Source organism: Rhodococcus oxybenzonivorans, assembly GCF_003130705.1.
GTDB lineage: Bacteria > Actinomycetota > Actinomycetes > Mycobacteriales > Mycobacteriaceae > Rhodococcus_F > Rhodococcus_F oxybenzonivorans.
Map to the genome: position 1 here is coordinate 2,989,459 of NZ_CP021354.1, position 19,335 is coordinate 3,008,793.

General features: G+C 62.9%; 17 protein-coding genes and 4 pseudogenes. 6 read left to right on the forward strand and 15 right to left on the reverse strand.

Annotation, left to right across the window (positions count from 1 at the left end; translation table 11 throughout):
- Positions 1–35: 35 nt before the first annotated feature.
- The 3 genes and pseudogenes from hemQ to CBI38_RS14145 form a co-directional block, all read left to right on the forward strand.
- Positions 36–731, forward strand: a pseudogene (gene hemQ / locus CBI38_RS14135) (hydrogen peroxide-dependent heme synthase).
- A 209-nt stretch (positions 732–940) separates the two neighbouring features.
- On the forward strand, positions 941–4,471 hold the full coding sequence (locus tag CBI38_RS14140) for a serine/threonine-protein kinase (RefSeq protein WP_109329696.1): 3,531 nt from the start codon (positions 941–943) through the stop codon (positions 4,469–4,471).
- A gap of 245 nt (positions 4,472–4,716) precedes the next feature.
- A pseudogene (locus CBI38_RS14145) lies at positions 4,717–5,091 on the forward strand (ATP-binding protein); the annotation flags it as partial.
- Positions 5,092–5,153: 62 nt separating this feature from the next.
- Here CBI38_RS14145 and CBI38_RS37850 read toward each other — a convergent pair.
- The 13 genes and pseudogenes from CBI38_RS37850 to CBI38_RS14210 all read right to left on the reverse strand — a co-directional run.
- Positions 5,154–5,369 carry a hypothetical protein gene (locus tag CBI38_RS37850; protein ID WP_162603148.1) on the reverse strand — a complete coding sequence of 72 codons (216 nt, stop codon included), beginning with the start codon at positions 5,367–5,369 and terminating at the stop codon, positions 5,154–5,156.
- Between the two features lie 597 nt (positions 5,370–5,966).
- On the reverse strand, positions 5,967–6,491 hold the full coding sequence (locus CBI38_RS14155; RefSeq protein WP_109329698.1) for a hypothetical protein: 525 nt from the start codon (positions 6,489–6,491) through the stop codon (positions 5,967–5,969).
- A gap of 51 nt (positions 6,492–6,542) precedes the next feature.
- Positions 6,543–7,193, reverse strand: coding sequence for a hypothetical protein (locus CBI38_RS14160; RefSeq protein WP_109329700.1), 651 nt, complete (start codon positions 7,191–7,193; stop codon positions 6,543–6,545).
- Positions 7,190–7,900, reverse strand: coding sequence for a hypothetical protein (locus CBI38_RS14165; protein WP_109329701.1), 711 nt, complete (start codon positions 7,898–7,900; stop codon positions 7,190–7,192). Before CBI38_RS14165 ends, CBI38_RS14160 begins: the two co-directional genes overlap by 4 nt.
- Positions 7,901–7,955: 55 nt before the next feature.
- Positions 7,956–8,489 (reverse strand): hypothetical protein, encoded by a 534-nt coding sequence (locus tag CBI38_RS14170; RefSeq protein ID WP_109329703.1) that lies wholly within the window; start codon positions 8,487–8,489, stop codon positions 7,956–7,958.
- Between the two features lie 9 nt (positions 8,490–8,498).
- Positions 8,499–9,026 (reverse strand): hypothetical protein, encoded by a 528-nt coding sequence (locus CBI38_RS14175; RefSeq protein ID WP_230990229.1) that lies wholly within the window; start codon positions 9,024–9,026, stop codon positions 8,499–8,501.
- Positions 9,027–9,154: 128 nt separating this feature from the next.
- Positions 9,155–9,607, reverse strand: coding sequence for a hypothetical protein (locus tag CBI38_RS14180; protein WP_109329707.1), 453 nt, complete (start codon positions 9,605–9,607; stop codon positions 9,155–9,157).
- Positions 9,608–9,706: 99 nt separating this feature from the next.
- Positions 9,707–10,114, reverse strand: coding sequence for a hypothetical protein (locus tag CBI38_RS14185; protein WP_109329709.1), 408 nt, complete (start codon positions 10,112–10,114; stop codon positions 9,707–9,709).
- Between the two features lie 686 nt (positions 10,115–10,800).
- On the reverse strand, positions 10,801–11,211 hold the full coding sequence (locus CBI38_RS14190) for a tautomerase family protein (RefSeq protein WP_109329711.1): 411 nt from the start codon (positions 11,209–11,211) through the stop codon (positions 10,801–10,803).
- Positions 11,211–12,455, reverse strand: a complete 1,245-nt coding sequence (locus CBI38_RS14195; RefSeq protein ID WP_109329713.1) for a CaiB/BaiF CoA transferase family protein — start codon at positions 12,453–12,455, stop codon at positions 11,211–11,213. The genes CBI38_RS14190 and CBI38_RS14195 overlap by 1 nt, the downstream gene beginning before the upstream one ends.
- Positions 12,456–12,459: 4 nt before the next feature.
- Positions 12,460–13,275 (reverse strand): enoyl-CoA hydratase/isomerase family protein, encoded by an 816-nt coding sequence (locus CBI38_RS14200; RefSeq protein WP_204164924.1) that lies wholly within the window; start codon positions 13,273–13,275, stop codon positions 12,460–12,462.
- A 70-nt stretch (positions 13,276–13,345) separates the two neighbouring features.
- Complete coding sequence (locus tag CBI38_RS14205) at positions 13,346–14,149, reverse strand: beta-keto acid cleavage family enzyme (protein ID WP_109329718.1); 804 nt, start codon at positions 14,147–14,149, stop codon at positions 13,346–13,348.
- 335 nt (positions 14,150–14,484) lie between these two features.
- A pseudogene (locus CBI38_RS14210) lies at positions 14,485–14,945 on the reverse strand (DDE-type integrase/transposase/recombinase); the annotation flags it as partial.
- Positions 14,946–15,006: 61 nt separating this feature from the next.
- Between CBI38_RS14210 and CBI38_RS14215 the strand changes: the two are divergent.
- A pseudogene (locus tag CBI38_RS14215) lies at positions 15,007–15,288 on the forward strand (IS3-like element ISRhosp5 family transposase); the annotation flags it as partial.
- A 137-nt stretch (positions 15,289–15,425) separates the two neighbouring features.
- Here CBI38_RS14215 and CBI38_RS14220 read toward each other — a convergent pair.
- Both CBI38_RS14220 and CBI38_RS14225 read right to left on the reverse strand, forming a co-directional pair.
- On the reverse strand, positions 15,426–16,625 hold the full coding sequence (locus CBI38_RS14220; protein WP_109329720.1) for an MFS transporter: 1,200 nt from the start codon (positions 16,623–16,625) through the stop codon (positions 15,426–15,428).
- A 470-nt stretch (positions 16,626–17,095) separates the two neighbouring features.
- Positions 17,096–18,151, reverse strand: a complete 1,056-nt coding sequence (locus tag CBI38_RS14225; protein ID WP_109329722.1) for an aldo/keto reductase — start codon at positions 18,149–18,151, stop codon at positions 17,096–17,098.
- Between the two features lie 91 nt (positions 18,152–18,242).
- Between CBI38_RS14225 and CBI38_RS14230 the strand changes: the two genes are divergently transcribed.
- Together CBI38_RS14230 and CBI38_RS40580 are read left to right on the forward strand one after the other, a co-directional pair.
- Positions 18,243–18,509 carry a winged helix-turn-helix transcriptional regulator gene (locus CBI38_RS14230; RefSeq protein ID WP_109329724.1) on the forward strand — a complete coding sequence of 89 codons (267 nt, stop codon included), beginning with the start codon at positions 18,243–18,245 and terminating at the stop codon, positions 18,507–18,509.
- Positions 18,506–18,718, forward strand: coding sequence for a hypothetical protein (locus tag CBI38_RS40580; protein ID WP_418328337.1), 213 nt, complete (start codon positions 18,506–18,508; stop codon positions 18,716–18,718). The genes CBI38_RS14230 and CBI38_RS40580 overlap by 4 nt, the downstream gene beginning before the upstream one ends.
- The last annotated feature ends 617 nt before the right edge of the window (positions 18,719–19,335 follow it).

The following is a 19,335-nucleotide window of genomic DNA, read 5'->3' on the forward strand; positions in this document are numbered from 1 at the left end:
GGTGCCCGTCCCCAGTCCGGAGTTCCATGAGCCTCCTGTCGCGTCCGGACTTTGACGCGCTCAACTCTCAAATCCGCTACCTCATGTTCTCGGTGTTCCAGGTGGAACCCGGTGTCCTCGGAGACGACCGAGAAGCGGTGATCAAAACAGGCACTGCTCTTCGTCGAAGGTCAGGCCGACAAGGGCGTCATGGTCCGCGGCCTGCACGACGTCGCCGGACTGCGCGCCGACGCCGACTTCATGATCTGGACGCACTCGGCGAGCATCGAAGCCCTCCAGGCCATCTACGCCGACTTCCGCCGCATCACCGCCCTGGGCCGCGCAAGCAAGCCCGTGTGGAGCAACGTCGCGTGCCACCGGCCCGCCGAATTCAACTAGAGCCACATCCCGGCGTTCCTGGCCGGCGAGGACCCGGGCAACTACATCTGCGTCTACCTGTTCATCCGCTCCTACGAGTGGTACCTGCTGCCCGTCGACGAGCGGCGCAAGATGCTCGCCGACCACGGATGGCGGCCCGCACCTACAAGGACGTCCGCGCCAACACCGTGCCCGCGTTCGCGCTCGGCGACTACGAGTGGATCCTGGTGTTCGAAGCGCCGGAGCTGTACCGCATCGTCGACCTCATACGTGATCTGCGCGCCACCGAGGCACGCCTGCACGTCCGCGAAGAGGTGCCGTTCTTCACCGGCCCGCGGGTGGACGTGGAGACCTTGATCGCTTCGCTCCCGTGACGACACCGCGGCACCGCGTTCACGCGGTTCGAACTTCGGTCCACCTGGTGTTCCCGGCGAGTAGGCTCATCGGCAAGGGAGTCGAGACACGACCGGCTCGGAGTCCGTCGCCGCACGGCGGCGCGTGACGAGCGGGCTGTGCACGGATCGTGGCGGCGCAGTATGGACCAGATACACGAAAAACCTCGCCCACCGAGGGCGTGCTACCCATGACGGACAACGACGGTCCCGGGCCTGGCCACGGACTGATCCCCGCCCTGATCGCGGAACTCGAAGCTGACGGTTTCGAGGAGATCAGCGAGATCGGGCACGGCGGATTCGGTATGGTCTTCCGGTGCCGAGAACCGTCCTTGGACCGAACAGTGGCAGTGAAGGTGCTGAACTCCACCTTCGACGAGGACGGTTACGCCCGGTTTCTGCGCGAGCAGCGTGCGATGGGGCAGCTCTCGGGTCATCCGAACATTGTCAACGTGCTCCGGATCGGGGCTACCGCCAGCGGCAGGCAATTCCTCGTCATGCAGTACCACGCGCGCGGATCCCTGGACGCGGTGCTGCGTCGCAGTGGCCAGCTCGAGTGGAGTGCCGCTGTCCGAATCGGGGTGAAGCTCGCCGGAGCCCTCGAAACCGCACATCGTGCGGGAATCCTTCACCGTGATATCAAACCCGGCAACGTACTGCTGACCAGCTATGGCGAGCCGCAGCTGTCGGATTTCGGGATCGCACGGATCGCAGGCGGATTCGAGACCGACACCGGCACCATCACCGGGTCGCCGGCCTTCACGGCACCGGAGGTCCTTGCCGGTGATCCCCCAACCATTGCCTCCGACGTCTACGGGCTCGGAGCTACGTTGTTCTGTCTGCTCACCGGGCACGCTGCGTTCGAACGCCGCTCCGGTGAGCAAATCGTCGCCCAATTCTTGCGGATCGCGGCAGAGGCGGTTCCGCGTTTGCCGTCAGACGGCATCCCCGCTGATGTCCGCGCCGCAGTCGAAGCCGCGATGGCACGCGATCCCGGCCGGCGCCCGGCAACGGCAGCCGAGTTCGGGCATCAGCTACGGGCGGTCGAACGCAGCCACGGCCTGCCCGCGGACGAGATGGCGTTACCGCAGGGTTTGCACTCGGACGCGCCGGATCCCCCTCGGCCGAGCGATACCGGAACGGTCACTTACGCCCTGACCGAACACGGTCAGCCCGCTGATGGGGGCGAACCACCGCCGCAGCCTCCCAGTGCCTCCACCAAGTATCGGCCACCCACGCCGTCCCGCGCCCTCGTGGTGCGCGGCCGGCTCGCCGAGCGCTTACACGATGCCGGCCGCCGCCGGCTGATCTTGATTCACGCCCCAGCGGGTTTCGGCAAGAGCACCCTGGCAGCGCAGTGGCGCAGCATCCTCGCCGACGACGGTGTCGCGGTGGCCTGGCTGAGTATCGACGCCGACGACAACAACGTCGTGTGGTTCCTGTCCCACCTCATCGAGGCGATTCGTGTCGTCCGACCCGACCTGGCGGCCGAACTCGGGCAGATCCTCGAAGACCACGGCGACGAGGCCGACCGGTTCGTCCTGACGGCGCTGATCAACGAGATCCACACCAGCCGCGATCCGCTGACCGTCGTCGTCGACGACTGGCACCTGGTCAAGGATTCCGCCACCATCGCCGCGATGAGCTTTCTCCTCGACCACGGTTGCCATCACCTCCAAGTGGTGGTCACCACCCGCAGCCAGTCCGGCCTCCCGCTCGGCCGGCTGCGGGTCCGGGACGAACTGGTCGAGATCGACTCCACAGCCCTGCGGTTCGACGAGGAGGAATCGCGGCAGTTCCTGGTCGACGTCGGCGGACTGGCCCTCGATCGGCCAGCAATTGCTGCCCTGCGGGACTCCACCGAGGGCTGGGTCGCCGCCCTGCAACTGGCCACCCTGTCCTTGCGCGGACGCGACGATCCGGCGGAGTTCATCGCGAACCTGTCCGGACGTCACCGAGGGATCGCGGGCTATCTCGCCGAGAACGTCCTGAGCGCGCTCGAGCCGGAGATCCTCGACTTCATGCTGGCCACGTCGGTTACCGAACGCCTGTGTGCCGACCTCGCCGAAACCCTGGCCGGCGTTGCCGACGGCCAGGGTCTGCTCGAGCAGATCGAGGAACGCGATTTGTTCCTGCGCGCCCTCGACGAGGACCGCGAGTGGTTCCGGTACCACCACCTCTTCGCGGACTTCCTCCGTCGCCGACTGCAACGCGATCAGCCGGCGAGAACCGCTGAACTGCATCGCATCGCGTCACGCTGGTTCGTAACGCACGAGTTCCTCAGCGAGGCCGTCGACCAGTCGCTCGCTGCGGGAGACCCGGACCAGGCGGCCGAACTCGTCGATTCTCGCGGATTCGCCTTGATTGAACGATCCCAGATGGCGACGGTTCTCGGGTTGATCGGCAAACTGCCCCCTGATCAGATCGAGCGCCGTCCGCATCTGCAGATCGCCGCGGCGTGGGCGCACATCCTGCTCCACCATCGTCCGACCATCGTCGACAGCGCCCTCGACTCCGTTCGGATCGGGCTGGCTGCTCTGCCCGAGTCGGGCAATGCCACCGCGGCCCTGCGTGCCGAAGCATCGCTCGTCCAGGCCGCGGCGGACCTGTTCCGGGACCGCATTGATGATCTCACCGAGTTGATCTCGGACTGCCTGGCACGAGAGAAGACTATGCGGCCTTTCGCGTTGGCGGGCTCGGCGAACGTCGCCTCCTACGAGGCCATTTATCGCTTCGACTTCGAGGCCGCCAAGCGCTGGCAGGAGTGGGCCGCCCCCTTCCACGCGCGCACGTTGGGCCCCTTCAGTGCGATCTACGGATACTGCTTGTCCGGGCTGGCCGAGAGCGAACTGCTGAACGTCCAGGAGGCCGAAAGCTATTACCGCAAAGCCTATGATCTCGCCAGGCGGTCGGGAGGACACCGTTCCTACACCACCCGGCTCGCCGGGACGATGCTCGGCGAATCGCTCTACGAGCAAGGTCACCTCGACGACGCCGAACGTCTTCTCGACGAATGCTCCGAACTCGGATCCGAGGGCGGCGTCATCGATTTCATGCTTGCCACATACGGCACCGGCTCCCGGATCAAGGCCCTTCGCGGCGATATCGTCGCGGCCGCACGTCGCCTGGACGAGGGGACCCAGATCGCCACCGCGCTGTCACTGCCGCGTCTGGCCGCCCGGATCGAGAACGAACGCACGCGATGGCAGATCGCCCCGGGACAGTATCCGCCGGCGATGACGGCGGTCCGTGACCGGTCCGACGCCACGACGCCAACCTCTCACCCCATCAACGGTGTCACCGAGGTGACCGCGGAACTCAATGAAGACTCCGCCATTCGCCGGCTCCTGACAAGCGGAGATCCCGGCGACGCCGCGCTCGCGCACAGGCGGGCCGAGAAGCTGCTGGCCAGGGCCACCTCGTTGCACCGCCCACGGGCCACACTCCGCGCGAGCCTGCTGCACGTCGTCACCACCCGTCGAGTGCAGGGAGAACACGCCGCGCTGGACGCCCTGGTCCCCCTCGTCACGCAGTGCTCCCACCTCGGGCTGCTCCGGCCGCTATGCGATGAGGGACCGACACTGACCCAGCTCGTAGCCACCCTGGCCGAACTACGAGAGGCCCGGCAATGGGAACCCGGATGGCCTGCAGTTCCGACAACATTCCTTCGTGCGGTGCTGGCCTCCAACGCCGAGACCTCCCCGCCGCCGACACCCGCTTGACCACCGACCGCTCGGCCGGGCGTCCATCGGGCGCCGCGTGACGGCAGCCGGATCATCCGTCGGCGCATCACCGGGCACTGAGTGATCTCACCGTATCGGACAGTCCAAACCCCCAGCGCTGACGCGACATACACCGCGGTCAAGTCGCCGCCGATGTTCGTTGCGCCGAGGGGATCACTCCTTGGGACTGCCCCCACCCTGGTTGACACACGGGGTGTGCAGTTTCAGGCCGCCGTGTGCGGGGTGACCTCGCCGCCCGCTGTCATCGGGTCGCGATCGAGGGCCGGTGGGCGACGACGATGCGGTTCTTCGCCGGCCCCACCCTGCTGGTCGTCGATGAACTGGGCTATCTCCCGTTGCCGGGCGAGGCGGCGTCGGCGCTGTTTCAGGTTGTCATGCAACGGTATTTGAAGTCCTCGATCATCATGACGACAAACCGCAGTGTCGGTGAGCGGGGTCAGGTCCTCGGTGACACCACCGTCGCCGCGGCCATGCTCGACCGGCTACTGCACCGGTCCGTGGTGCTCAATCTGGACGGGGACTCCTACCGCCTTCGTGATCATCACGCCCGCTCCGAAAACCTTCACAAAGCCACCACCACACCCCGCCAACCGCTACAGTCATCACCGCTCACAGGCGGGCACTTTCACCAAGCATGTCTGAGCACTTTCGCCGAGCGTCATCAGTCCAGGCTGACAAGGTGGGGGAGCAGCTGTACGCAGCCAGCCATCGCGGAGAATCCAGTCGCATCGCGCAGCGCCGAGTGCACTCGCAGCCCGCCCAACGTGACCGCGACGGCGAGCGCAACTGCCAGCACCACCGTGATCTTCCACAGCAAAGGCCAACCCGGGATCCGCGACCAGCTCCGCCTCTGCTGGGACGTGTGTTCACCGTGCATCGCGAACGCGGACTCCTTGAGTACGGGGGGTGCCTGCGAATGTCGAACCCGATGATCGACCCTTTTGGTTTACTGAGCGACCGTGACCCGGGTGCGCCCTCATACTCCGGATCCGCTGCTCGATCTCGGTGTAGATTCGGTTTTGGATCGGTGCGCCCAGGTCGGAGGCGGATATGCAGCAGCAAGCGAGCGCGAGAGTTCGGTGCTGATCTGACCGTCCTTTACCAGCTGCCGCAATCGTTCGAAGAAGCGGGCACGTGTCATCCCGAACAGCACGAAGGTGTCCTCGGCCGGCGCTCCACCAAATGGTGCCCACTTCAGCGCGAACTCGACGAAGTCCTCAGCCTCCGTCGTGAGTTGGGTTTGTCCCTGGCCGCGAAGCCACGCCGCGCGCAGGCGATCGCGGCCCCGTCGGTACCGACGGGGCCGTTGGTCGTGGTCGGCTGTCACGTCCCGTGTACCCGCGGGTTCGTGACGTCCCGCGGATGTCGGTTGTGGTCCTTCGGTGCTTCTGTACGAGACTGTGGTCATCGTAGGCTCCTTTTCGTCCCGGGACGGAGGGTCGTCGAGGAGGATGGGGTGCGCATCGGCTTGTAATCAATTGCCGATGACCGGCAGGAGCAGGGAGATCCGCAACTTCGAGTCGATGGTCTGGCTCAACGCGAGGGTCTGGTCCAGCAATGGGCCGAGGGCGCGCGCTTTGGTGTCGGCGTCGACGAGGGTTTCCGCGACGGACGCTGCAGGGGTCGCTGCCGCATTCGCCTGTTCCGTGGCGGACTGGCCGGCGGCGACAATGCCTTGCAACGGAGCATCGGCCGATTGCAGTGCGGTGGACAGGGCCTGCAGTTGCTCGCCAAGTGATCCCAGGGTGATATCCGCGCGGGTAAGGGAATCGATCACCCCCACTACCTGCGGCATGCCCCGATGGATAGCGTCGTTCGCTGGTGGCAACTGCGCAGCACCGTCTAACGCCTTATCGGTGGTTTGATCGACGGTTCTCGCCTGCGCGACACCGTCTTTGAAGATGTCATTGGAGACACTCAAGTCTCGTGTGACGATCAAGATGCCCACTAACATGCCAATGGTGAAGCCCAGGGCGATCGCCCAGGAAAGCCGAAACATAGCGGTGTCCTTTCGCTCGCTCAGCGAGCGATATTCCGAAGAAGGCGAGTTTCACGGGGTCGGGGTGGGTGCGGGAACTCCCAAGGGCGGAAGATTCAGTGAATTGACCGGCGGGCCGATAACAGCGAGCAGGGGGCCGAATTCCTGGACGTGCCTGGCCTCTTCCTCGATGTTCGCCAAGCTTTCTGCGATCGCCGAACCGCGGGGGCCGAGTTCGCTGAGGGTTCCCTGGATGGTGGTCAGATTCTGTTCGATGGACTCGAGTTGGGTGGTCACCGATCCGACTGCTGTGGCTAGTCCTGCGACGGTCGGGCTGGCTTCGTTCGCTCGGCCGGTGACTGTGGCGAGCAAATCGGGCAACGGTGCCGCGATCGTGCTGACGTCCTTGGTGGAGGAATTCACGCTGGTGGTCTGGCCGGGTAGTTCCCCGGCCTTGTTGGTCAGGCCCTCCAGATCGTTCGCCAGAGGAGTCAGGGCCTGGATGTCGACGGCGAGTTGCGCGTGCTTGGGCACGAAGATGGAGGCCAGCTCCTCGAGTTGTCCGGCCGAGGTGATCAGTTCCTGGCTCAACGCCGACGGCCGCCCCAACGGGTCACTCACGTCGTCCGGGCCGGGTACGAATCCGTTGAGGAGGCAGAGGGCTAGTGCGGGACCGATCCCGAGAACCATTACGACGGCGATCCATCGTTTCTTCGAAATCATCGCTGTCCTTCGGTGGGGGCGGGAATGATTGCCCCGGTCTCGGGAACCAACGCGAGCTTGTTCGTGGTGCGCGTCAGTTCGTCGTTGAGTTGGTTGACCAGCTCGATCGCATGGGTCAGTTCGCTGTCGACCGTCGTCACCGTTGTATCGGCGTTGGACGAGACTTCGTGCAAGGACGCGGCCGAACCCTGCAGACTGGTGGCGACCGTCTGGAGCTGCTGCGCGATCTGAGTGTCACCCTGGCCGGCGGCCACCAGCGCCTGCGCGTCCGGAAGTAGCGCCGCCAGATGGTCGACATCCGCTGCGGCAGTGAGGTTGAGTTGAGCCAGAATGCCGGCTAGTTCATCGAGCTGCTTGCGGGCGGTCGCGGGCGCGGTCAGGTCGGTGCGCTGGGCGAAGAAGTCATTGGTGAGCCGGAAATTGTCCACTGTCGTGCGAGCGCTGTCCTGCACCTGCAGACCCTTGTGGATGGTGGCCATCACCATCGCAAACAGCGCTACGGCCAGCACGGCGGCGAGACGGCCGAGCCACTCGGTGGCCACCGCGAATCCGGAGGAACCCGGAACCATCGCGGCGGGTACATCCACCCGCCGCCGCAGTTTCCTCTTCCGCATCGGCAGCGCCGACACGGGCCCATCGAATCGTTGAGCGCCGGGCGACCCGCGGTCCGGGAGTCCCTCTGGCGAAGCGTCAGAGCCCTGGTTCATGAATTATATCCAGTCGAGAGAAGGGACGGAGAGATCGAAGGCGTTGCGCGGCGACCTAACCGGGTAGCGGGAGCATCTGGTTGATCGTCTGCACAGACGCCACCGAACTCCGAAGGTCCGCAACCAACGCTTGGATTACCGTGAGGAGCTGATTGCCTTGCTCGCCGAACGCCTGAGCGGAGGTCACCAGCGGCAGTACGGTGTTCTGAACCTCTCCGAGAATCCCTTGGATGTTGGTGAGTTGCTCGTTGGTCATCTGCGCACCGGAGGTGCTGCTCGAGAGCATCTGGGCAGCGGGGCTGATGGCCTCGTCCAGTTTCGTCAGCAGCGGACCCAGCGCCGATGTGGCATCGAGGGCTCCACGCGCGGTGTTCGTCAGGTCTGTCATCTGGCGGAGTTCACTGGTGAGCTTGTCGTTGACACTGACGATGTCCTCGGACGCAGCAATGCTGGTCAGATTCGCTCGCTGCTGGTTGTCGAGGCGATTGTTGAGATTGAAGATTACAAAGGCGAGCAGGCCCAGCACGCCGACCGCCACGATCGACAGGACCATGCGGGCGGGACCGCCACGTCGTCCGAAGAAAACCACGAATGTTCCCTACTTTCCGGACAAATCGTTTGCCGACTCTTCCGCGGAGAGGCGAGCGTTATGAACTTTGTCCGCGGTCGAGCGCGCGTCGGCAAGGATCGCGTCCATGGCGGCGGTGTTGCCGTCCAGCGCAGCGGTGGCGCCGTCGATCGGCAACTGCAACGAGTTGACGTGCGCGGTAAGCGTTTCCAGCGACGTCACGAGTTCGGTGACATTGGCGCCGGCGTGTTCAAGGGTGGCCTGAAGATCACCGGTGATGTGGCCGGTCAACGTCGTCAGTTCCGCACTGACGGCTGTGTCGGTGGCGTGCACGCTCGCCAGAGCGGCCTCCATCTTGTCCAGAGCGGTGAACGCCGACAGCGTGACCTGCTCGTGCTCGACCAGTTCAGTGAGCGCCGGGTTGTACTTGTTTGCCGAGACCACCGCCTGATCGAGGCGGTACGGCGTCGCGGTCAGGTTGTAGACACGGGGTGCGAGGTAGAACGCACCGAGCGGAATCAAGGCCGCCACCAACACCGCACGCCCTATGTTCGTCATACGCGAGGCCTGCGCCGACTGCTCGACTACCGCATCCTGTTCGTCCGGCACAGGCCAATCGTATTGATCGGTGAGTGAATCGCCGCCACCAGGCTCGGTCCTGTGGCGGTTGCGTCCAGGCAGGGTCATTAGTCGGCCGCCGAGACCAGCGCGATTGTGCGCAGTGCTGTTACCGTGTGGGTCAGGAGCCCTTTGATGACGAGCCTGCGAGTAGCGATCTCCTTGAGCACCCTGATGCCGCGATTGGTGAAGAAGCCCACCGGAATCAAGCCGCCCGCCTTCATCGGCAGCTGCGAGACTTCGAGAAGCTGGTCGACGGTTGCATACACGGTCACGCTCGGCCGGCCGACGACATCGTTGTACACCACTGCCTTGTCGGTACCCAACACGATGGTGCATGCTTCCTCGGTGTCGGTGCTGACGATGGTGATCGGCCGGGAAACCTTACGTGCGAATTTCGCTCGGTCGGGGAAGTTTTCGAAGTTCTGACCGAGTAGCGTTCCTACGATGGTGGCGACGCCGTTCGCCTCCGGCCCGTCGAAAAAGGTGACGGGATACGCCGTGGGTTTGGCAGTTGTCATGGGTGGGTGCCTTTCAGGGTAGAGGGACGGTGCTCTACTTGTGTGCTGGACTCCCCTTGTTGTGGCAGCGGTGCCCGCATTGAAGTGATGCCGGACGGATCACACGTTCCAGTCTGTGTCGATCTGTCCCCAAGACCGGAGGAAGCTGTTGAGGGCGTCGGCGTTCGAGATCGCGGCGGCGAGAGGTCCCTTCACCAGCTTCAACCGCCCAGCCATCAGGAGCTTCTTGCCCTCCGAGACGCCGTCGGCACACTCGCGCCAGGTGGGGAGAGCTGCACCTACGATCAACCACAGGTCCTCGTCGTAGGACTCGGCGGGGGTCCAGGAAACAATCTGTCCCGCTTTCCATTCCACATGGGTGATCAGGTCATCGCGGTCGAGTGTGCTGAGAGCCATCCGGTTAGTGAATGACGCGGGATCGTGGAAACCCCGCTGCATCTCTTCATTTGCGTTCACCACTGCCTTGGCAGCGTCGCACCATTCCTGTGAGAAGAACGAGAGACTCATCTGATAACTCCTTGGTCGTTTCAGTGGATGTGAGCGGAAGTAGGGAATGCGGACCTGTCGTCGACCTTGCTGGTACGGCGATCGATGTTTTTCGGACTGTTCGATCAGGTTGTTGCAGGGCAGCGGGGACGGCAGCATCCGGCGTACGTGCGCAAAAAGTTTTGCCGCCGCAGTAGGCGACGTTTCAAGTGGTCCCTGTGGTTTCCATCTTGGTGAATGCGATCACAACCAATCGCCTGTTGTGATGCAACGCACGCTACCGGTGCTGAATTTAGATTGTCAACACTAGCTTCAACCGTCCAGCCATCAGGAGCTTCTTGCCCTCCGAGACGCCGTCGGTACACTCGCGCCAGGTGGGGAGAGCTGCACCCTTTTGTGCGAATAATGGCGGGACATAGGGTGTTTCGTGTTTTCACCATCGCCACGTCTGCCACCGATGCGTGTCACCGACCCTCCGGCCCGGCGCTGGCCACCTGCGGTGTCCCCTGATCGGAGCTCCGCTGCGCTCCGCTCTGTGGAAGAACACCGTTCTTTTCACTCCCTTGAGGTGGCTGAACATGTCGTTGTCGTTCCACCGCGCCACAACCGGCCAGTGAGCCCGGAAAGTCGTTCGCCGTGGGGTTGTTCTCGCTGCCGCCACCCGTGGGTAGTCCCATTTCAGGGGAAAACCGCCGTACCGGCCTTTGTTAGGCATGAGTTGTGGGAGGTAACCCCAAGCTTGCCTGGTCGAACGGATGGCCGTTCGACACGGAGAAATCTGTCGGTTGGACGTTGTTGACGATCACGAAGACATCGTTGCGCGCGACGGCACCGTGTCGCTCGACATTGTCGGCGATGAGCGAGTACAGCTTTCGCTTCGTCAACGCCGACCGATCCCTGCCGCCGGTGACACGTACCAGCAAGAACTTCTCGCTCCTGAGTCCCATGAAGTGCGCGTCGAATACAAATTCGTGCGGCTCCAGTTGGTGCACAATCTGGAAGCGGTCGCCTCTCGGCACCTCGTACGCCTCAACCAACGCGTCATGCAGAGTGTCCGTGATCATTTGTATCTCCGCCGGCGTACGGCCTCGACGCATGAAGATCTCGACAACGGGCATTACGACTCCCCTGGGCCTTCGGCGGTAGCCGCGGCTTCCGATGCCACTATTGCCCCTGTCCGGGCCATCTCGGCAATATCCTCCCGGCTGAAGCCCAGTTCGGTCAAAATCTCGGTGTTGTTCTCACCTTGACGTGGCACGAACTGATCTTCTATCAGTTCGGCCGAGTCCGCGAAATGCCACGGTCGACCGGGAATGCGGTACTTCGTCCCGGAACTCGCCGACACAGTGCGGACCGCGCCCCACGCGCTCGACCAGTCACTCTCGGCGAATTCGCGCACAGTACGCACTTGACCGGTGGCCACCTTCGCCTCGTCCATCTGCGCGTCCAGCGTCGCCATGTCACTGAAGGTGAGAATCCAGTCCTGAATGATCTGTTTCAGTGCATCCATGTTCTGCAACCGGAGTTCCGGCGTAAGGAAGCGAGGATCATCGGCCAGGTCGCCGCGTCGCATCGCCGCCAGGTAGAACGGGAACGACATGCTTCCGACCAGGCTCATGGGGCTGACGAAACGCTCACCACCCGGGCCGATCAGATCAGGTCCGTCGACTGCACCAAGGATTGGTCTCTCTTCCCCCAAATCGTCGTCGGCGAGCTCGACGTGCACTCGCTCGTTGATGGACATCATCACTGCTGCCATGGCGACATCGACGTACTGGCCCCGGCCGGTTCGCTCCCGCTGAGTAAGGCACGCCAGGATGGCGATCGCGGCATGCAGGCCTGAATACACGTCGGCATGGGACAACGAGTCGCTACGCAACCCGTCGTGGCCGAAGTGTGCTGCCGTAGTGGCGGTCAGTCCCGTTTCGGCTTGCACCGTCGGCGCGTACGCCATCCTGGATCGCTCCGGACCGTGTTGGCCGTATCCACTGATCGAGGCGTAGACAACACGCGGGTTTCGGGCAGAGACCGACTCGTAGTCGAGACCGAAAGCCGCCAGCGCACCCGGACGAAAGTTCTCGACGATGACGTCGGCTTCGTCGCACAGGCGAAGCGCTATTTCCCTGGCACCAGGAACGGTCAGATCGACGCTGAGATTGCGCTTTCCGGCGTTCTGCTGAGCGTAGTAACCCGACACGCTGCCGTCATTCGGAAAGGCGCGCCGCGAAAGGTCGCCGCCCGGGGGTTCCAGCTTGACCACATCGGCACCGAGGTCGAGCAACGTCTTGCCGCAGTGGGGCCCGGCGAGCACGCGTGAGAAGTCGACGACCTTGATACCCGCGAGCGGAAGATTCGACGTCATCGCCTCAGGCCCCCTCGAACTGGGCCACGCCGATGCCGTTCTCACGGTAGGACTTGACGCCGGTGCGGAAATCAGCGGAACGCAACACCGCCTGCTGGATTTCGATCATCGCCTCATCGGCTGCAGCGACGCCCTGGTCCACTGCGACGGACACCAGCCTCTTGGATGCCGCATGGGCCACGGTAGGTCCATGTGCCAGCTCCTGAGCGATCACCATCGTCGCAGCGTCCAGCTTCTCGTCTTCCACAGTCCAGTTGACGATATTCCACCGTTCCAAGGTGCTGGCGGGGTAGCGACGGCCCAACAAGACCATTTCTTTGGCGCGAGCGGCACCCGCTCGGTGCGTCAATCTCTGGATTGCGCCCATCAGTGGTTGCAGTCCGACAGTGACTTCCACCGAACCGATTTTCGCGGATTCTGCCGCAACGATCAGGTCGCATGCCAAGGCGAGTTCGAAGCCACCACCGACGCACACGCCGTTGACGCTTGCCACGATGGGCGCGGGGAATTCGGTGAAGGCCTTCAAAGTCTGCACGAATCCCCAGTCGAGGTAATCGGCCTGATCCATTTCCGCCAGCATGTCGTCGAGGTTCGCGCCGGCCGAGAAGTGCCGCAACGAGCTTCGTAGCACTACTGCGCGCGCGCGTTGCTCCCGTGCCCAGTCCAACGTTGCCATCAGCTCATCGTTCAGGGCCCGATCCATCAGGTTGTACGGGGCCAACCCCAAGGTCACAACGGCAACCGCCCCATCCATCGATGCGTGGATCGCTCGACTCGAGTGCTGTGTTTCCGTCTCGATGCTCTCTTGTGTTGCTGACATAGTTACAAAATCCGTCCGTGAGTGGTTGTCGTTGTCGGCTCTGGTTTCATCGGCCCGCCGTCGACTGCAGTCAAAGCCTGTCGGCTGTCTCCTCCACACTCGCGATCGGACGATCGAGCGCCTTGGCCAGTTCAGCGACGCGCTGGACCAGCGGCAGATTCCCCTGGCTCAGTTCACCTTTACGCAAGTAAAGCGTGTCCTCGAGACCCGCGCGCGCGTTGCCGCCCAACGCAAGTCCCATCGCAGTCAACTCCAAGTTGGCGCGGCCGATAGCAATCACCTGCCAGACGCAATCCTGTGGCAGACGATCAACCAGGGTGATGAGATTCGTTGCTGTCGCAGCCATACCGCCTCGTATACCGAGGACTATCGAAAACTGCAGCGGCTCACCCGACAACACGCCTGCGTCCCGAAGCCGCAATGCCGCCTCGAGATGACCGGTGTCGTAAATCTCCAACTCCGGTTTGACGCCGAGCTCTTCCATTCGGCGGGCCAACCGCTCTACGTCAGCCGGTGGGTTGCGGAATTCGCCGGCACCGAAACTCATACTGCACGGGTTCAGTGTCGCCATCTGCGGTCGCAACTCGACCAGCCGTTCGCGCTCCTCGAACGGGACCGACAGTCCCACTCCGGTGGACAGCTGGATGAGAATCGGGCAGCGTTCCGCGATTTTTTCCATGGTGATGCGGGCGATATCGATATCGGCGGTCGGCTGGTCCTGAGCATCTCTGATGTGTACGTGGGCTACCGACGCACCGACCTTATACGCCTCGTGAACCTGCTCGGCGATCTCGTCCGGCTGTGTGGGTAGCCAGGCGTTGTCTGCCTTGGACGCGATCGGACCGGTTGTCGCAACCGTGATTGTGACGCTCATAATTTATTCGATTTCTCCTTTGCCACCGCGGTGTACTGGCCAACCCCGGCCCCGCAAGGGGAGCCTGCGTCGTGGCGGCTCGACCGCTGAGGCGGACCTTCCTCGTTAGTCAACGTTTTCAGGCACCCATCCAACATCCGGTAAAACTACGGATGTTGGCACCGCCGAGCGCCAGCTAGGTTGTGGTTTCGTCATACATCCGCCCGCGGCCTGTCTCGCAACTTGATGCGTGATGGACCGCGGCTGTGGACGACGACGGCACGTCCCCCGCGTGGAGACGCGCCGCGATCAGAAGTGGACACCGTGTTCGAGTTTGCTTTTCGGTTTATCTCAGGCCGGCCGTGGGCCCATTCGTCGGCCAGGGTGCGGTGGAAGCGCTCGACTTTGCCGTTGGTATGGGGCCGGTAGGGTCGCGTTCTGCGGTGGCTGATGTTGCGTCGGCGAGCGCATCCCGGAAAGGATGCGACCGGTAGCAGGCTTCGTTGTCTGTCAATATGTTTCGGACCGTGATGCCGAAGTTCATGAACCATGCATTGGCGCGGTCCAGAACGCGGCAGCGGTATCCTTTTGTTCATCGTCGAGCAACTCGCTGTGGGCCAGTCGGGGAGTGCGCATCGATAACGGTGTGCAGGAAGTGCTATCTGCGCGCCGGGCGGTGGAATTTGTCGAGTACACCGGTGCTGCGATCGGCGCGCGAGTTTCTCCTGCCCGCCGTACTGCCGAGCTTGCGCCATCCGCCGCCGGCGGGGAGCTTGCCAAGTTTCTTGACATCGGCGTGGACCAAGTCGCCGGGGCTGGCCGATGGGCCTTCCCCCCCTGATTGAGGACATCCTGAACACTGGGTCGTTAAGGTCCCGGAGGAAGAGACCACCGGCACGTCCACGGCCGAGCTCCGGGCCAGCGGGGCGGCGCGGCCGGTGTCCCGGGCGTGCGAGGTGTCGTCCGAGTCCGCGTTGGAGGAAGAAAACAAGCAGCTCAAGGCCCAGATCCGGGAACTCGAAACCGAACGGGAGATCCTGCGCAGGGCCGCGAAATATTTCGCGGGCGAGACCAATCGGTGAGCCGATTCCAGTTCGTCGACGACCACTGCGACACCGCTGAAGGTGAAGCGGCTGTGCCAGATCCTCGAGATATCGCGACCATCTGGAGTCAAGATGCCACCCGCAGGGAGTGAACTCCAAGTAGCTGAACTACCTCGATGAGCTGTGACCGCCAGGGGCGCAGATCGCCATCGATCTATATCGTTTTTAGATTCAGAAGATCGAGGCCATGGTTCTCACGTGGGTTCCGCGTGGTGAGAATGTGCGACCCTTTCGCTGCGGCGCTGAGTCTGCCAGGTAAGCGCGACGACGGTACCAGTCATGACCGTCAATGCGGCCGCTGCGATGAAGACGGCGATAGTCAAACCCCAGGAAGCTGCGACTGCGCCTACACCTAGCGCAGTACCGGCCTGCAGGACGTAGACGACGAGATAGAGCAACGACATGGTTGCGCCGCGGTGTTCGATTGGAGCGCGGTCGTTGATCAAACCCAGCCCCCCGGTGAACGCACACGAATAACCGGCGCCGCCAATGACGCACCACACGAGGAACACCGCCAGTGAACCGCCGACGGACACGATAGCCATGACTGCCAGACTGATCAGTGTCAGGACTGCTCCTGTGTACACGGCGATGTGAGTCCGTAGCCGGGCCGACATCAACGCCGTAATTCCGATCGCGGCTGAGGACGAACCCAGAATCAGACCGGTTGTGAACACGTTGCTCTGCGGCGAGAATTGTCTGATCATCAGCGCCCCGATCGAGAGAAAAATCGCGCCAACACAGTAGGCCAGCGACACCGACAATGTGGCGGCTGCAAACGGCAATCGAAGTTCGGGGACTAGACGTACATGAGCAGGACGCCACCGCGGCGGTGACACCGGACGATCGTCGCCCAGCATCGCCAGCGCAATTAAGGTCCCTAACGAGAGGACGAGCAACAATACGTAACTGACGACCAACGGAAATGGGGCGTACTGCACCAGAGCGCCGGCAGCGACCAACGCGGCGGTCAGACCCGTGGAAGTCGCCACGGCAGCGGACGCACTGGCGTATCGCGCGTGGGTCGATGGATTGTGTTCTACCAGGGCCGCACCGGCGGCCCCGATCGCCAGACCTGAACCTGCGCCTTGAAGGACACGGCAAGCGAACAACAAGCCAACATTCGGCGCCAGCGCGAATAAAGTCGCGGAACCGGCGATGAGCGCGATGCCCCACATCATGACTACTCGTCGACCGATCGCATCCGACAAGTTGCCGAAGGCCAGTAATGCCGCGATAAGGGCGAGCGGATAGGTTGCGAACACCGCGGTGATGGTGGCGGGCGACAAGCCCCACGCATCGACGTATAGAGGGTAAAGAACACTCGGGGCGCCGCTCGACCACAATGCGACACCCAACGCTGTCGCCGCCACGAAGAAATTGGCTCTACGCATAGTCTCTTTCCAACTTCGAAGGGAGCACAGGTGAAGACGAGGCGGACCTGGGCGTTGAACACCGGGCGCCAGCGTCCCGTCCCCCGGCGGGTCGCTCTCAGCGACCCACACATTGGCGCCCTTGGAGGCGGCTTCGTCGATGTAGGCGGTGGTGGTGCTGACTTACCCCTCTACGCCATTGCGGTCGCGATCGGTGCCTTCCTTCCCGTTGCCTGGGCCTCCTCCGCGTCATAGACCCGCAACCAAGCTGATCCAGCGGCACGCCTCGCTTCCCGTCGTCGGACCGGACGAGGACGGACACGGCCAGTGTCACGTCGTCGCCGAGGCGGAAAGGTGCGGATTTCGCTTACGGCGGCCACGGTCAGCGAGATTTTCCCCTACGTCCCGGCCTCATACTCAGCTGAGAAGCGAAGAGATGCATTGATCACTTGCTCCATTGACGCCGACGGCCGGCCATCCGAAAGCACCAATCAGGCAACCGGCGGCACTGGATCGGCAATTTGCCCGGACTGTCCGCCTTGAAGCCGGTTCTTGGACGAGGCGTTCGCCTCGTGGGGGATACCGAGAGCAACCGCACTGACCTCGGTCAGAAGGTCGTACTGCTCAGGTGTGAGCGCTAGGCTCAGTGCGTCGAGGTAATCATCCAGCTGAGCGACATTGCGTGGTCCGATGATGGGCGTGGATGGGGTTGCCGATCGCCGTGCGCGCTCGTTGACCCATGCCGTAGCTACCTGGGCGGGAGTACGCCCGATCTGATCGGCAATAGCGACCACCGTGTCGACCACCGCTCGCTTCTGATCGTTGGATTCCGTGTGCACCAGAGTTTTCAGATCGGTAAGCCGTCCGTCGTCGCTGTGTCGGTACTTACCCGTCAGCAGGCCGCCACCGAGTGGTGACCACAGTGTGACACCCAAGCCGAGAGCCTGGGCCATAGGAAGCAACTCTCGATCGGCGGAACGTTCGACCAAGCTGTATTCGACCTGAATACCTGCAACCGGAGTCCACGCTGCTGCATCGGCTAACGCCACCGCGTGGGCAACGCGCCACGCAGGAAAGTTCGAGAACGCCGCATGTAAGATCTTTCCCTGAGTGACGAGGTCGTCCAGCCCTCGCATGATCTCCTCGATAGGGGTCAGTGCATCGGGGTAGTGCACCCAGAGGACATCGATATAGTCGGTGTCGAGGCGCCGCAAGCTGTCCTCTACTGAGGTGCGGAGGTTCTTACGGCTGTTTCCAGTGCGCGAGAGGGTGCCGCCGGGCTTGGCGCCGACTGTGAATTTTGTTGCAAGAACCAGATCATCTCGATCAGCGTGAACGAACTCACCGAGTAGTTCTTCAGATTGACCGAACTGATAGGCATCGGCCGTGTCGATGAAGTTTCCACCCGCCTCAACGAAGCGGTCGAAGATCTGCTTCGCCTCATCACGTTCTGCGCCGGCACCCCATCCGGTCCCGAAGTTACCGGTGCCCAAGGCATACTGAGACACCCTCAGTCCGGTGCGGCGGCCGAAAGTGGTGTAGCGCATGTTCACACTCCAAGATATCAACACTGCTGACTTGTTATTTCAGAAGCTACATGGCGGACTTCGCTTGGGAAGTCAGAAATATAATCGCTGAATGCCTTCTCGTTTCAAAGCTGTCGATGGCGCGTTCTCCAGTACGTGCGCGATCAACCGGAGTCTCGGAGTGCTCAGTGACACCTGGACCTTTCTGCTGCTGCGCGAAGCACTCCTGGGTAGGCGTACATACGCCGAGTTCGAGCAAAACCTCGGCATCGGCACGGCCGTGCTCGCTGATCGGATAGCTCACCTAGTCGACTGCGGGGTGATGGAGAAGCTTCCCTATCGCATTCCGGTCAGAGAGTCCGTCACGCGTATTCGCTGACGCCGGCAGGAGACGAGCTCAGGATCGTCCTCGCGGCGCTTCATCAATGGGGCGCGGAACACCTGGCATCGTCGACGCCGCTCGCACGACTTCCCCTCGATCGCGCAATGCATCGCCGACTCCGAGTGGCCCTTATCGATGATCAAGGTCAAACGGTCGATAGTCAAGCGATGGAATTTTTCCCGGAGTCGTTTGCTACGCCAGATTGATCTCGTGCGGATCGGGCCGGGTGCGCTCACCGAGACAGGATTTTCCATAGGTGCAATTCCATCCTGAGCGCGTCGCGGGGGATTCGATTGCATACTGCGAAGCGCCATGCGATCCGGTTCCCGAGGTGGTGATCAGGCCGCCGACCGAAAATACGAACACGGTTCGACCTTATCCTGCACGGATAGCGGGCAGCACGCCTATGTGACGGCGATCTGCGAGACCACATTGACGTCGTGTTGTCGCGCGAGCTTGTTGATAGACAGACTCTCGCTGACGATAGGATCGGTAAGTCGTCGAGCATCGACCGTCCGCATCTCACCGGACAAGGACGGTGTGTCCTCGATGCCGGCATCATCGAAGGACAACCTTCTGCGCGACGCCGTCGCCCGTGGTGACTACGGCAACCTCCGCGCTCTCGAACTGCCCGACAGGCACCAGGTTGATGGCGCGAACTCGCAACGCGTGTGCACAGCGGGGCGAAGAAGCTCCTCGGCAGGTTTATCAAGGTCTGCATGGCAGGTGGGGCAAACACGGTTCTGGAGTGCACGTTCAGTTGGCCAGAAGTTCACGATTCTCGACGTCGAAGCACCCGCAGAGATTCACCCATGCACGCGCC

What these genes read in the sequence shown, in the direction of transcription:
- CBI38_RS37850 (WP_162603148.1), bottom strand. Translation starts at nt 5,369, where the DNA reads ATGCACGGTGAACACACGTCCCAGCAGAGGCGGAGCTGGTCGCGGATC.
- CBI38_RS14195 (WP_109329713.1), bottom strand. Translation starts at nt 12,455, where the DNA reads ATGACGTCGAATCTTCCGCTCGCGGGTATCAAGGTCGTCGACTTCTCA.
- CBI38_RS14155 (WP_109329698.1), bottom strand. Translation starts at nt 6,491, where the DNA reads ATGTTTCGGCTTTCCTGGGCGATCGCCCTGGGCTTCACCATTGGCATG.
- CBI38_RS14220 (WP_109329720.1), bottom strand. Translation starts at nt 16,625, where the DNA reads ATGCGTAGAGCCAATTTCTTCGTGGCGGCGACAGCGTTGGGTGTCGCA.
- CBI38_RS14225 (WP_109329722.1), bottom strand. Translation starts at nt 18,151, where the DNA reads ATGCGCTACACCACTTTCGGCCGCCGCACCGGACTGAGGGTGTCTCAG.
- CBI38_RS14175 (WP_230990229.1), bottom strand. Translation starts at nt 9,026, where the DNA reads ATGACGAACATAGGGCGTGCGGTGTTGGTGGCGGCCTTGATTCCGCTC.
- CBI38_RS14140 (WP_109329696.1), top strand. Translation starts at nt 941, where the DNA reads ATGACGGACAACGACGGTCCCGGGCCTGGCCACGGACTGATCCCCGCC.
- CBI38_RS14190 (WP_109329711.1), bottom strand. Translation starts at nt 11,211, where the DNA reads ATGCCCGTTGTCGAGATCTTCATGCGTCGAGGCCGTACGCCGGCGGAG.
- CBI38_RS14230 (WP_109329724.1), top strand. Translation starts at nt 18,243, where the DNA reads ATGCCTTCTCGTTTCAAAGCTGTCGATGGCGCGTTCTCCAGTACGTGC.
- CBI38_RS14180 (WP_109329707.1), bottom strand. Translation starts at nt 9,607, where the DNA reads ATGACAACTGCCAAACCCACGGCGTATCCCGTCACCTTTTTCGACGGG.
- CBI38_RS14160 (WP_109329700.1), bottom strand. Translation starts at nt 7,193, where the DNA reads ATGATTTCGAAGAAACGATGGATCGCCGTCGTAATGGTTCTCGGGATC.
- CBI38_RS14165 (WP_109329701.1), bottom strand. Translation starts at nt 7,900, where the DNA reads ATGAACCAGGGCTCTGACGCTTCGCCAGAGGGACTCCCGGACCGCGGG.
- CBI38_RS14185 (WP_109329709.1), bottom strand. Translation starts at nt 10,114, where the DNA reads ATGAGTCTCTCGTTCTTCTCACAGGAATGGTGCGACGCTGCCAAGGCA.
- CBI38_RS14200 (WP_204164924.1), bottom strand. Translation starts at nt 13,275, where the DNA reads ATGTCAGCAACACAAGAGAGCATCGAGACGGAAACACAGCACTCGAGT.
- CBI38_RS14205 (WP_109329718.1), bottom strand. Translation starts at nt 14,149, where the DNA reads ATGAGCGTCACAATCACGGTTGCGACAACCGGTCCGATCGCGTCCAAG.